This window comes from Paenibacillus oryzae, from assembly GCF_001675045.1.
In the GTDB taxonomy this organism is placed as follows: Bacteria; Bacillota; Bacilli; order Paenibacillales; family Paenibacillaceae; genus Pristimantibacillus; species Pristimantibacillus oryzae.
In genome coordinates, this window is the sequence record NZ_LYPA01000074.1 from 86,312 (window position 1) to 98,138 (window position 11,827).

An 11,827-nucleotide genomic window follows, 5' to 3' on the forward strand; every position below is an offset into this window, starting at 1 on the left:
ATGACTACAGAGAAAAGAGGCGCCTTTGCCGCAATTTTGATTTATATGGCCGCCGTCGCTTTAACTGCTATTTTGTTTATCGTCGCCCTGCCGTTAGAGAACTGGAGCATTAAAACGATTATTGGTTTTTGTTCTCTGATTGGCGGGGAAACTGCATCATGGCTATTGGCAACAAGCATTTCACGAAAAAGAGGTGCTCAGCATTCCATACCCTCCAATTTGTCGCTGCTAATAGTAATTGGAGGATATACTGCTGTATCTTTAATCCTTTCCTTTATGACGTTTATGCCGCTGATGGCATACGTCGTTATTCATGCAGCCGTTCTGTTGATTACGGTTATACTGGGCGGTCTGCTTTATGCGGCACGACGGAAAATGGCTTCAGGCTTTCGCCATGATACGGAGCGCACCGCTGGCTGGAGCAGCATTATCGCAGCCTCGGCGCTTGCCCGTGCCAAGCTGGAGCACTGGGAGCCGGACAAAAGAAGACTGCTGCAAAAAGAGGTCGATGAATTGGCTGATATTATTAAATACAGCGATCCTGCAACGATTCCGGCATTGGCCGAAATAGAGTATACATTACACCTGGATCTCCAGGTATTATCCCAAATGATTGACGCCAATCGAGAACAGCCTTCGCACAGCCCCAAAATCAAGGAGCTTCAGCAAAAAGTTATCGAAACAGTTAACGAAGCCAAGCTTAGAAACCTGCAATTGGCGTCTATGAAGTAGGGGGGAGGGCCAAGTGCGCGGATTATCTACTCTGTTGTTTTTTCTTGGCATCGCAACCTTCATTGTCGGTGTGGTTATGGGGGTTGGCGCATATTTAGTTGCAACGGAAACATCTGCAGGTCCTGATGACAAATTAATTATGATCATTGTTCTTGCTATTATTTTCGGCTTATCCTATCTTTTCTTTGTATTATCTAGAAAAGCGGGCCGAAAAGCTATCGAGCTTGCCAACCCGACACAGAATTCATCTGCATTGCAAGGGAATCAAGTTAATGCCAAAGCAGAAAGGAAAACAGGAATGCGTATCGGAGGTATTATATTAATTGTAATATCGGTCTTCTATGGGTTATTTGGGCTATTATTCACAACGATTATAGTTGTGGGAGCTATAATGTCGAATCCAGCGGAAGAAGGAACAATTTCAGGCAATTGGGTAGCTGCCGTAATCTCTTTTATGTTAATGGTTATTCCCGCAATTACAGGCGTCTGGATCGGCAGCAGCATGCTTAAAAAAGCCAGTGCCAAGCGCAATAGCATGCAAAATGCGGCGCCAGCTTATGGACAAAATATTCAGCAAGCGCCCCAGATGACCTCGCAAGAAGCGTATTTAAAAGCTTCCCGGCAAGCGGAGCAGGCCGAGCAAATGAGAAGACAAGCGGCTGCAGGCCAAGCGGAGCAAGCACGGCGGCAAGCGGGGGCGGCAGAAGAAGCAAAACGCAAAGCAGCTGCAGCGAAGCAGTCGACTCGAGAACCGCTGCTTCATAAGTCGGCGGATACTGCCTCCTCCCCGCCGACCAGACCCCAGCGCGCCCCGCAATCCGTGGCGTGCAAGGGCTGCGGAGCGCAGCAAAATGTTGTGCCTGGTCAAGGCGCCGTATGCGAATATTGCGGCACTGCATTAACCTGATGGAAAACTTGCTGGCCCTGGTCAGACGGACTACAGCTTCAAATAATAAATCGCCAGCTGCGTGCGGTCCCGCAAGGAAAGCTTGCCCAATATTTCGGATATATAGTTTTTGACTGTCCCTTCGCTCAGATATAAGGTCTGGGCGATTTCTTTGTTGGACAGCCCCTCCGAAACCTTTCGCACGATCCCTTGCTCCGCCTTGGTTAATCCAAGCCGTTCCAGCCTGGCGTCCTTATGATCCGGCGATTGCGGTTCATGATTCAGCCAACCCGCCAGCTTTCGGGCTATTTTGGGATCAATCAGCATATGCCCCTTCGCAACTGTCCGGATGGCATCAATGATGATTTGAGGCGGCGTGTTTTTAAGCAAATAGCCGTTTGCGCCCCGTTTGATCGCTTCAACTATGTAATCATCATCGTCGAAGGTGGTCAGAATCAACACGCCGATAGAGGGGAATGCCCCCTTGATAAGGCCGGTTCCCATTACGCCGTCGCATTCCGGCATACGGATATCCATCAGTACTATGTCGACGGCGCCGCGCGTCTGAAGAAATTCCAGAGCTTCATAGCCATTGGCGCAAACGCCGGCCACCTCTAGTCCCTCCTGCATGCCCAAAATCATCTCAAGGCTTTCTCTTATATAAGGATCGTCATCTACAATAAGCAATGAAATCATATTGATCAGCTCCTTCAGCCTTCCTGCCTCCGATGAGGCAAATATGTCGTCACTTGAAACGGCTCCGACGCTTGCACCTCTATATACCCGCCATGCCGTCGCGCCCGGTCCTCCATTCCGGCAAAGCCCATGCCGTTATTCACCTTGCTTTTTCCCGGCATGACAGCCCCGTTGTTGGAGACGGCAAACACGATAAGCCCATTTAAAAAACGAAGAGTAATCGTTATTTGTGTCGCCCCGCCATGACGAACGGCATTGGTCATCGCCTCCTGGGCGTTGCGGTACAATGTAAGCTCCTCGCTGGGATAAAGCGGGTAAGGCTGGCCGTCTATATGCAGCCGAACCTCGATGCCGGAGCTATCGGCAAACTCCTTAATCAGCCGATCCAGCGAATACCGCTGCGTCTCCTCCTGAGCCGGCTGAAGTCTATGCACCGTCGTCCGCAGCGTTTCCATCCCTTCGGAAAGCTGGTCTCGGATTTGGGTAATCAGCTTGCCCGCTCCGCCTGGATTTGAAGCATACATGTGACTAAGCGCCTCCGACATCATTTTTACCCGGATCAGACGATGCCCCAATTCATCATGAATATCCCTCGCAATCCGGTTGCGTTCATTGGCTTGCGCAAGCTGCTCCAGCTGCTTGGCGTCAACTCCCATTCGCCGCTTCGCCTCAGCCAATTCATAATGCTTGCTTCGCAGCTCGTCATAAACAATCTCCAGCGTTTCGTTTTGCTTCTGTATTCGTTCCAGCGTATAAACAAGCAGAAGCGTTACGCCAAACATCATATGAAGAGCAAACTGATAGATAGGGTCAAGGAAATACGTCAGCCGGATCAACGCCACATAGCTGAGCAGCAGCAGGGGCACGCGTAAACGCATATTTCTGCCTCCCCTTTCCAGCAAGGAAATCAATACAGAAAACAGACATAAATGAATGGCATCCCCATACGATAATCCTGCAATTAGGATAAGCGCCAGCTCAGCGGGAACAAACAGCATTTCCAATGACTCCGAAAGCTTGCCCCTCGCCTGAACAACAAGCAGCAAGGCAAAAAAATAAACAAAAAACAGGGCGTCCTTAATCATTCCGGAATGAAAAAAACTATAAACAAACGGCAATATAATAAACAAATATCGCAGTAATCTGATTGTGCCGGCCATCAGCTAGCCTCCTTGAATACCGTTCAAAATCTTCCCCAGTATAGAGGAAATACGGCAATTAGGGTAGCATGACGGGGCTCTTTTTATATAAAAGATGACTTTAGTCATGTTGAAAATGACAGATTCAACCTGTTTTTAAGGTCGTGGTCGGCTATAATTCAATCATCAAGCAACGGGAGTGAAAAAAATGGCCATTATACAAATTAAAGATACGGTCAAACGTTATGGAAGTTTGTTGTCCGTCGACCATCTCAATCTGGACATACGCGAAGGCGAAATTTTCGGCCTGCTAGGCCCCAATGGAGCCGGCAAAAGCACAACGATAAATATGCTCAGCGGCCTGCTGCCCATCGACAAAGGAGATATTACAGTCCAGGGCGTTTCTGTAGCCTCCGATCCTCTCAAGGTCAAGGGCATGCTTGGCCTGGTCCCGCAGGACCTCGCGATTTATGAGGAATTGACCGCTATCGAAAACGTAACCTTTTTTGCCCGGCTGTACGGTTTAAAAGGAAAGCTGCTTCAGGAACGAGTAAAAGAGGCGCTGGCATTTGTTGGATTATCGGACCGAAGCAAGGATAAACCAGGTTCCTTCTCCGGCGGGATGAAAAGACGGCTCAACATCGCTTGCGCGATCACTCATCGTCCCAAGGTGATCATCATGGACGAACCGACGGTTGGCATCGATCCCCAATCCAGAAATCACATTCTGGAATCCGTTAAGGAGCTTAACCGGCTTGGCTCAACCATTATCTATACGACCCATTATATGGAGGAGGTTGAGGCGATCGGGACGCGGGTTGGCATTATTGACAAGGGGCGGCTTATTGCGTGCGGCACAAAAGCAGAGCTGGTGGAAAGGGTCAGCGATGAAGAAAAGCTCGTCATTGACGCAGATGGTCTGACAGAGGAAGCGCTTGGCGAGCTTGAGCTCCATCCCAAGGTTAACAAGCTGCTCCGAACCGGCTCCGGGCTGGAGCTGTACATGGGCTCCTCTCATGCTTATCTTCAGGATGTGCTGTTTATTCTGACTAAACATAACGTCAAGCTTCAATCGATAACACGGGTTGAACCGGATCTGGAATCGCTGTTTCTGTCCTTGACCGGCAAAACGCTCAGGGATTAGGAGAATGAAGATGCTGGCGATGATCTATTATGACCTGTTGCAACTGTTCCGCTCCAAGCAAATCTGGTTTACCCTGTTTGTGCTCCCCATCGCGCTCATTTTTATTTTGGGCTCGGCGCTCGCCAACGATTTTGAAGGGCAAAACAAAGATATCTCTTCGGCAAAGCTATCCGTTTACATAGGGGATAACAACCCCTTGACAGAAGCTTTACAAGCTTTTTTGTCGGATGACAGCTTGCCGCTTAAGGTCAGCTATGCAAAAAATGAAGCTGAGGTTCGGAGCTCGCTCCAGTCCAAAAGGGCAGATTTCGGCATTCTATTACCCTCCGGGAAGGAGGCGGCCAGCGACAGCGGGAGCCAGCTTAAGCTGCACACGCTGCTGGGAAAAAATGCTATTCAGAACATTGTCGCTCAAACCGTGCTTCAGCAGTTTGTCGAAGGGCTGAATGTCCATGCGACCATTCAAAGCCTGGAGGCTGCTCCCTTGGCGAACGGCGGGCAAGCGATGCAAGCTGCTGCCGGCAGCGGGACCGCATCCGAATTTTCTGCCGCAACTGCTGCGATTGACAAGCCGGAAGCAGCTGAGGCGTCAGAAGCCCGCTCCCGCATGGAGCATATTGTTGAAACGTCCGTTACCTCCAACCTGGGCCAATTTCGCGCGGTTGAATATTACACGGCTGCCATGATGGTTATGTTTCTTATGTATTCCGGCATGATGGCGGGAGTTGACCTGTTGAAGGAAAAAACCAATAAAACGTTGTATCGGATAAAAGCAATGCCGGTTCCGGGTTCGGCCATTTTATTGGCCAAGGTAGGCTCTACTCTGGTCATTACAGCCATCCAAGTCGTGGTTGTGCTTGCCGTCAGCCGAATTTTTTATGATGTCACATTTGGCGGCCAATGGCTTCAGGTTGCCCTGCTATGTCTGCTGATCTCGTTATTCAGCATCGCGCTTTCCCTTTTGCTGTCGCTGCTGATGAGCTCATCCAAATCACTGCAGACCGCCTTCCATTGCATCATCGTATTTATGACTTTTGTAAGCGGCGGATTTGTGGCGGGGGTAGGCGGCGTCATCACCGATATTGCCAAATATACACCGGCCTATTGGGCCAAGGACGGTATGCTTGAATTGGTGCTGCAAGGCTCCTATGCAGGTATCGGCACCCACTATTTATGGCTTGCCGTCATGGCTCTGATTGTGGCAGCCGTTTTGGCGGGCATTTATAAAAAGGAGGGCTTCCGATGAAGATTCTGCTCATTGCCTATCAAATATTGCGAAGAACCTTGACGACCAAAAAAGGGGTTCTCCTATACATTCTTCTGCCATCCTTGCTTATCGCGGGCATTGTCAGCCTGTTCGGCAATACCGTTAAGGCGCCCTTTCCGGTTGCTTACGTCAATCTGGACCAGGGGCGTCTAGGCGAAGACCTGATCCGCCAGATCAATACAAACTCCCTGTTCCAGGCTTTCCCCGTGAAGGATTCCGAGGCGGTCACGCAAGCAGTCCGCAAGCGCGATACGGATACCGGCATCATCATTCCGGCGGATTTTACGGAGAAGCTGCAATCCGGCCAAGCGGGAGGGGTGGAGGTTTACCAGGTCCATAAAAATGAAAGGAGCTACGGGCTCCGCTACTTCGTTGAACAAAAAATCAATTCCCTTCAGCAGCTTAGTCTTTGGGCGATTGGCTCAAGCGCAAAGGACACTGGCGGGAGCGATGCAGGCACAATAGACTCTGAGGCTTTGCTGGATGCAGCCATCAAGCAGCAGCTGGAGACTCCATATTTGTCGGTTGTTGAAAATGCGGGAAAGCAGTCTCTGGATAATACGACCTTAGCGATGATGTGCGGGTTTACACTGATGTTTATGATGGGATTAATGAACAGCTCTGTAACCACCATTATGGAGGATAGGGAAAATTTCATTACAAGACGGATTTTTGCAGCGCCTGTCCGAAAGTTCGATATTTTCGCCGGAAATCTGCTTGGCATTTTTATTGTAGGCAGCTTGCAGCTCCTTTCGATCTTGCTGGCTACCCGTTATTTGTTCCGTTTTGATTACGACATCCCGTTTTTTTCTCATTTTATAGTGCTGGAGCTGTTCCTTCTGGCTACAATGGGGATTTCATGCGCGGCAGCGGGAATGGTGAAAAACGTAACCAATTTAAGCATGATTCAAAACCTGATTCTGACGCCTACCTGCATGATTGGCGGCTGCTTCTGGCCAAGGGAGATCATGCCCGATTTTCTGCAAAAGGCAGGCAATTTTGTTCCCCAAAGCTGGACGATCGACGCCATCCTGGAGCTGACAACTGGCGCAAGCCTGCCGGATATTTGGCCAAATCTGGCCGTCCTGCTGCTGATGGCAGCGGTGCTGCTCGGTTTTGGAGCCGTCGTTCTTCAGCCCTCCAAGGCAGCGTAAGACATAGCGCCAAAAAGCATGCCGCCTTGCCGCTAACGGCCTAGCGGCAAAGAGGCTGCCCGAAAAGTCAAGCGGAACGAACAAAGATTCAGCAAAGAGGACTGGAGGGAGAAGGGTATCTTGAGGGCGAGTTTTTTGTCCGCTTTTATCCACTAAAAAATAGGATCAAAATAAAGCGGACAAAAATGTTCGAGCTTACAAGACACCCTTTTCCAGCAGGTACCGATTTTGCTGAATCATTATTCACCGTAACAGACTTTTAGGACAGCCCCGTTTTGCGCTAATGGCGTTAGGCTTGAAACGATTGCTCACGGCGACGAAACAAAGCGCTGAGTGATACCCGCGCACACCACAGGGACACCACTACAAACAGGAAGCCCCATACCAGCGCGGGCAAAAAGGCCGCCCGGCTCAGGCTGGTGGCGTCTCCGGCAAAACCCGGCTGGGTCAACGACAAATAAAAGATTACAAATGAAGATACAACCGACTCCACCAGACATAAAAAAGCAATCAGCAAATAATAGCTTTTTTGCAGCCATAGGGGAGCCATAAAGGCTACCAGTGCTGTAATAACGGCAAAGCCGGCGCTCCAGGCCATTCCATATCCGTTGCGTACAAACAGGACCAAGCCTACAGCCGACAACAATGATACAATGACCAATCCCGTCTTCAGCCTGCCGGCAGCATATAATTGAAACAACAGCATAGAAAAGAAGGCGGCTCCAATGTAACCCGCCAGAGCAATTGGTATCAGCATCCAGTTTTCCTGATACCGGGTTAGCGTTACTCCGCTTTGATTGGCGTACAATTCAATTTTCATCACGTTTCCTTGCAGAACCAAAGCAGCTAGCGCATGAGACAGCTCATGCACTAGCGTATTGACATTGCGAAAGAAGGCTGAAAACGGCACAAATCGGGTTAATATCAACGTAATGACTAAGATAATGCCTGTTCGGAACCATGAGAACATTCCGATTCACCTCCTGCTGTTGCCCCGATTTCGTCCACGCGCTCCATCATTTGCCCGTTCACTAGCTTTGCATAAAGCTCGTTGCTTTGCAGAAGCTCGCCATGCTTGCCTTGTCCGCTGACTTGTCCCTGCTCCATGACGATAATCCGGTCCGCTCCGGCAATTGTGGACAAGCGATGAGCGATAACCAGCGTGGTGCGCGACGCCATCAAGGCTTGCAGCGCTTCCTGAACCAGCCCCTCCGACTCGCTGTCCAGATGGGCCGTCGCCTCATCCAGCAGCAATATTTCGGGGTTGCGCAGGAAAGCTCTCGCAATGGCTAATCGTTGCCGCTGTCCTCCCGACAGCTTCACTCCGCGCTCGCCAACCTCCGTCTCCAGCCCTTCCGGCAAAGAAGAAATGAAGTCGAGCAGATTGGCGCCGGCGATAGCCGAACGGATTTCCTCCTCCGTGCACTCATCCAGGCCATAGGTCAAATTGTACCGGATGCTGCCCGCCATCATAGGGCTTTCCTGCGACACATAAGCAAGCTTTCCACGCCATTCCTTAAGCGTCATATCCTGAATCGGCTTGCCGCCGTAGGTAATGCTCCCGCTTCCCGGCTCGTAAAAACGCTCCAATAACGAAAACAGGGTTGTTTTGCCGCCTCCGCTAGGTCCTACAATAGCAGTCATGCCGCCCGCCACAGCCTCAAAGGAAACATCGCTCAGGATAGGCCGGTCCTCCGAATAAGCAAAGCTGATATCTCTAAACGACAGCTCCGCTCCTTTTTCGACGCGGCTATTATCGCCGCGGACCCGATTGACGTCTACTTCGGCCTTGGCCTCAACATGCAGGGTCTCCCAGCCTTGCTCGCCCTTCTGCTCCAGCAGCTCGATAATACGCTCCGAAGCTCCCATCGCTTTCTGGAACTGTGTAAAAAACGAAGCCATCTGTGTAAATGGCATAACAATCTGAAACATATACAAAATGATAGCGACCATCTCGCCGTTGGAAAGCTCTCCCTGCGCCACCCTTACTCCGCCATAGCCAATCAGCAGCACGAGAATAAGCAGCATAACCGTCATCATTAAAGGCGTGACGATGGAAAGAATCCGCGCTTCCTTTAGACCAAACTGAAACAAGCCCGAAATTCGCGCCTTGCCCTGCTTCCTCTCAACGCCTTCAGCGAGCGAAGATTTCACGAGGCGAATTTCGGACAATACGCGGCCAAGATCACCTTGGAATAACGCAGTTTCGTCCTGCATCGCCTTGGACACCTTGAACATCCGGCTGCCAAGCGGCCACAGCACCAGCAGCGCGGCTGGAACTGCAAGAAGCATAAGCAGGGTCATTCTCCAGTCAATGTAAAACAAAATAACGACGCCGCCAACAATAGCTACAATTCCGCTCAAAAAACTAATGACATGCCCGACAATAAAATCCTTGATAACATTGGTATCATTAGTAACCCGGCTCATCGTTTCACCCGACGAATTGCGGTCAAAAAACGACACGGGCAGCCGCAGCACCTTTTCCCATAATTCCTTCCGAATACCGCTGACCATATATTGTCCTACATAAGACATGGAGTAAACCGAAAAAGCAGACATGCCCGTCTGTACGATAAAAACAGAAGCAAGTCCAACAATCGTCATTGTCTCAAGGGCGGAAGCCGATACCTGCTCAACCAGATTTTTGGTCAGCAGTGGAATGAGCAGCGACAAAGCCGTTTCTCCAAGCCCAAGAATAACCGCCCCCGCAATAATCCATGCGGCTGGCCGATGTCTTTTTAACAGCGATATAAATGCTTGAACGTTCACCATGATTCACCTTCCCTTAATTTATCCCATTCCCGTTGGAATAGCTGTGGATCGTCCACTCGGAATATGATAACTGACACCGTCCTTTGAACCCCGTACAATATGTTTATTTGCATTGGCTTCTTTAAGACAATTTCGAATTGAGGCGTATCGAAACGCATGAATGAGAGGTACACTCCCTCTTCTGCTTTGTCGACCAAATCAATTTGTCGCGCTTTGCGGAGACATTCAATATTATCTAGTGAAATGGCAATGGTGCTTTGCATACCCATGCGGATATAGAAGGTATCCTTGCTTAGCAAATGCAGCAGGTGGCGACTGGATTGATAAAGTGCAATGATGTACAGGATACTGTAGACATTTAGCACCAGCACTATCCAAGCGACAATATCGTTCCACCTGCTTAAAAGAAAATGCATCAAAGCCGCTTCCACACCTATCAAAATAGTAAAAAAAATAACGAGCAACTTTAATTGGGACCCTCTGTGGTAGGTATAGACAGAACCCCGCAATTGTGGCGGCGCCTTTTTTTTGAACCAAACGAACAAAGAATAATAGAATGTATTCCGCATGTTACCGGCCTCTTTATGGGTTATTGTTGTTCGCTTGTTGAATTATCGTTCTGGTCATTAATCAGAAGGCTTTGAACATCAAGCAGCTCCAGCACCTTGGCAAGAAACTGCTCCTCGTCCGGCGTGATCCACATTTGGTTAAAGATCGGATTGTCATGAACAGCCGTATCATCCATTTCAGCGATTTTGACCAGATCCTGTTCATTCAGCTTGACCAGTGAATCACCCAAAACAGTCTTTAATACATCCATCAATCGTTTCCCGTCTTCCAGCACCTGGAGATCATCCGGAGTTCGGCCGTCATGGTAATGCCGAATGAGCTTGACAAACTCCGAAGTCAGCTTTCGCTCCAGCTCTCTTTTGTCGGTCTCCTCCTTATCCCGCATAAAAATGGTGTCCAGAAAAGGCTCCGGCAAATATTGCGCAAGCTTCTCCCGCTGCTCGTCTTCATGATAAATATTGTGGATAAACAGAAGCAAAAGCGAATTTTCCACATGACCGGCGTTATTGGCGATATCGCGTATCCGCTCCATCGTTCCCAATACCCGATCCAGCTGCTCCCGTTTATGAAGCAAAAGCTCATATTGCATCTCAAGCGATTCCTGGAGGCTTTGATTGCTTTCCTGCAAATGCTCGCCGATCTCCTCCAGCGAAAAATTCAAATATTTAAGGGTTGCAATTCTTTGCAGCTGCAGCAGGTCGCTTTCCCGGTAATAGCGATGTCCCTGCGCATTGCGGCCTGACGGCTTTAACAACTCCTTCCGGTCATAATATCGAAGCGTACGCTCCGTTAACCCTGTTAATTTTGAAAACTCGCCTACGCTGTATGTTTTTTCGATTAAGCTTTTTCCCTCTTCGTGGTTCTCGTTTTGAGTCATGGCGTTTTCCTCCCCTTGCATTCACTTTACCAGCTGACGTTACGTCAAGCGCAAGTAAAAGTTTCATACTTAATGAAGTCAAAGTAAATACAGATATTGTGTTTTATAATCCAATCTACACAAAAAAATAAAATGGTTGTATTAATACTGTGAATCTATATAATATAAATGTATTTATTTTCTTTATACACCACCGCAAAGGGAGAGATTGTGTTGAACAACATTCAACCGCAGCAAGGCCAACAAGGCGGATTTGCACCGCATCCAGGCTATCAGCAAGAGGTAGCTCCAGTGATTTCCATGAAGGAATGGCTGGTGACCTTGCTGATTATGATTATTCCGATTGTTAATATTATTATGATGTTTGTATTTGCATTTGGCGAAGGTAATCCTTCCAAAAAGAATTACTTTAAAGCGTCGCTGTTGTTTGCAGCGATTATTTTGGCTATTTACATCGTTATTATGATTCTGTTTGCAGGCGCTCTGTTTTCGGCGCTTAGCAGCAGCTCATATTAAGCTGAAAATTGCCCCTTTTGAAGCGATACTCCCCTTAAGACAAGGGTGATCTTCAAATTGCGGTCTATGGT

Annotated in this window: 12 protein-coding genes; 6 read left to right on the forward strand and 6 right to left on the reverse strand. The window is 49.0% G+C overall.

What is annotated here, in order from left to right:
* Both A7K91_RS21400 and A7K91_RS21405 read left to right on the forward strand, forming a co-directional pair.
* Positions 1-732 carry a hypothetical protein gene (locus tag A7K91_RS21400; RefSeq protein ID WP_068686511.1) on the forward strand — a complete coding sequence of 244 codons (732 nt, stop codon included), beginning with the start codon at positions 1-3 and terminating at the stop codon, positions 730-732.
* Between the two features lie 13 nt (positions 733-745).
* Entirely contained in the window at positions 746-1,639 is an 894-nt protein-coding gene (locus A7K91_RS21405) for a 6TM ABC transporter family protein (protein ID WP_068686512.1), read from the forward strand.
* 30 nt (positions 1,640-1,669) lie between these two features.
* Here the strand turns inward: A7K91_RS21405 and A7K91_RS21410 are convergent, their stop codons facing one another.
* Both A7K91_RS21410 and A7K91_RS21415 read right to left on the reverse strand, forming a co-directional pair.
* Complete coding sequence (locus A7K91_RS21410; protein WP_068686513.1) at positions 1,670-2,314, reverse strand: response regulator transcription factor; 645 nt, start codon at positions 2,312-2,314, stop codon at positions 1,670-1,672.
* Between the two features lie 14 nt (positions 2,315-2,328).
* The gene (locus A7K91_RS21415; protein ID WP_068686514.1) at positions 2,329-3,474 is read right to left on the reverse strand and encodes a sensor histidine kinase; all 1,146 of its coding nucleotides are present in this window, start codon (positions 3,472-3,474) and stop codon (positions 2,329-2,331) included.
* Positions 3,475-3,661: 187 nt separating this feature from the next.
* Between A7K91_RS21415 and A7K91_RS21420 the strand changes: the two genes are divergently transcribed.
* The 3 genes from A7K91_RS21420 to A7K91_RS21430 are packed head-to-tail and all read left to right on the forward strand — an operon-like array spanning position 3,662 to position 7,018.
* On the forward strand, positions 3,662-4,597 hold the full coding sequence (locus A7K91_RS21420) for an ABC transporter ATP-binding protein (protein WP_068686515.1): 936 nt from the start codon (positions 3,662-3,664) through the stop codon (positions 4,595-4,597).
* 10 nt (positions 4,598-4,607) lie between these two features.
* Positions 4,608-5,843: an ABC transporter permease gene (locus A7K91_RS21425; RefSeq protein WP_068686516.1), complete on the forward strand. Its 1,236-nt coding sequence runs from the start codon at positions 4,608-4,610 to the stop codon at positions 5,841-5,843.
* Entirely contained in the window at positions 5,840-7,018 is a 1,179-nt protein-coding gene (locus A7K91_RS21430; protein WP_068686517.1) for an ABC transporter permease, read from the forward strand. The genes A7K91_RS21425 and A7K91_RS21430 overlap by 4 nt, the downstream gene beginning before the upstream one ends.
* Before the next feature lie 289 nt (positions 7,019-7,307).
* Here the strand turns inward: A7K91_RS21430 and A7K91_RS21435 are convergent, their stop codons facing one another.
* Genes A7K91_RS21435 through A7K91_RS21450 form a run of 4 tightly spaced genes read right to left on the reverse strand, consistent with a single transcriptional unit; the run spans position 7,308 to position 11,240 of the window.
* A complete protein-coding gene (locus A7K91_RS21435) occupies positions 7,308-7,988 on the reverse strand; it encodes a M50 family metallopeptidase (RefSeq protein ID WP_068686518.1) in 681 nt (226 codons plus the stop codon).
* A complete protein-coding gene (locus A7K91_RS21440) occupies positions 7,955-9,793 on the reverse strand; it encodes an ABC transporter ATP-binding protein (protein WP_068686519.1) in 1,839 nt (612 codons plus the stop codon). The genes A7K91_RS21435 and A7K91_RS21440 overlap by 34 nt, the downstream gene beginning before the upstream one ends.
* Positions 9,787-10,362, reverse strand: coding sequence for a hypothetical protein (locus tag A7K91_RS21445; RefSeq protein WP_068686520.1), 576 nt, complete (start codon positions 10,360-10,362; stop codon positions 9,787-9,789). The genes A7K91_RS21440 and A7K91_RS21445 overlap by 7 nt, the downstream gene beginning before the upstream one ends.
* Before the next feature lie 20 nt (positions 10,363-10,382).
* Entirely contained in the window at positions 10,383-11,240 is an 858-nt protein-coding gene (locus A7K91_RS21450) for a MerR family transcriptional regulator (RefSeq protein ID WP_068686521.1), read from the reverse strand.
* A 213-nt stretch (positions 11,241-11,453) separates the two neighbouring features.
* On the opposite strand from A7K91_RS21450, the gene A7K91_RS21455 reads away from it, so the two are divergent.
* The gene (locus A7K91_RS21455) at positions 11,454-11,756 is read left to right on the forward strand and encodes a hypothetical protein (protein ID WP_245697735.1); all 303 of its coding nucleotides are present in this window, start codon (positions 11,454-11,456) and stop codon (positions 11,754-11,756) included.
* The last annotated feature ends 71 nt before the right edge of the window (positions 11,757-11,827 follow it).

Bases quoted from the DNA above. Each gene is read 5' to 3' on its own strand.
- A7K91_RS21400 (WP_068686511.1), top strand. From the start codon at position 1: ATGACTACAGAGAAAAGAGGCGCCTTTGCCGCAATTTTGATTTATATG.
- A7K91_RS21445 (WP_068686520.1), bottom strand. From the start codon at position 10,362: ATGCGGAATACATTCTATTATTCTTTGTTCGTTTGGTTCAAAAAAAAG.
- A7K91_RS21420 (WP_068686515.1), top strand. From the start codon at position 3,662: ATGGCCATTATACAAATTAAAGATACGGTCAAACGTTATGGAAGTTTG.
- A7K91_RS21410 (WP_068686513.1), bottom strand. From the start codon at position 2,314: ATGATTTCATTGCTTATTGTAGATGACGATCCTTATATAAGAGAAAGC.
- A7K91_RS21435 (WP_068686518.1), bottom strand. From the start codon at position 7,988: ATGTTCTCATGGTTCCGAACAGGCATTATCTTAGTCATTACGTTGATA.
- A7K91_RS21415 (WP_068686514.1), bottom strand. From the start codon at position 3,474: ATGGCCGGCACAATCAGATTACTGCGATATTTGTTTATTATATTGCCG.
- A7K91_RS21440 (WP_068686519.1), bottom strand. From the start codon at position 9,793: ATGGTGAACGTTCAAGCATTTATATCGCTGTTAAAAAGACATCGGCCA.
- A7K91_RS21425 (WP_068686516.1), top strand. From the start codon at position 4,608: ATGCTGGCGATGATCTATTATGACCTGTTGCAACTGTTCCGCTCCAAG.
- A7K91_RS21430 (WP_068686517.1), top strand. From the start codon at position 5,840: ATGAAGATTCTGCTCATTGCCTATCAAATATTGCGAAGAACCTTGACG.
- A7K91_RS21450 (WP_068686521.1), bottom strand. From the start codon at position 11,240: ATGACTCAAAACGAGAACCACGAAGAGGGAAAAAGCTTAATCGAAAAA.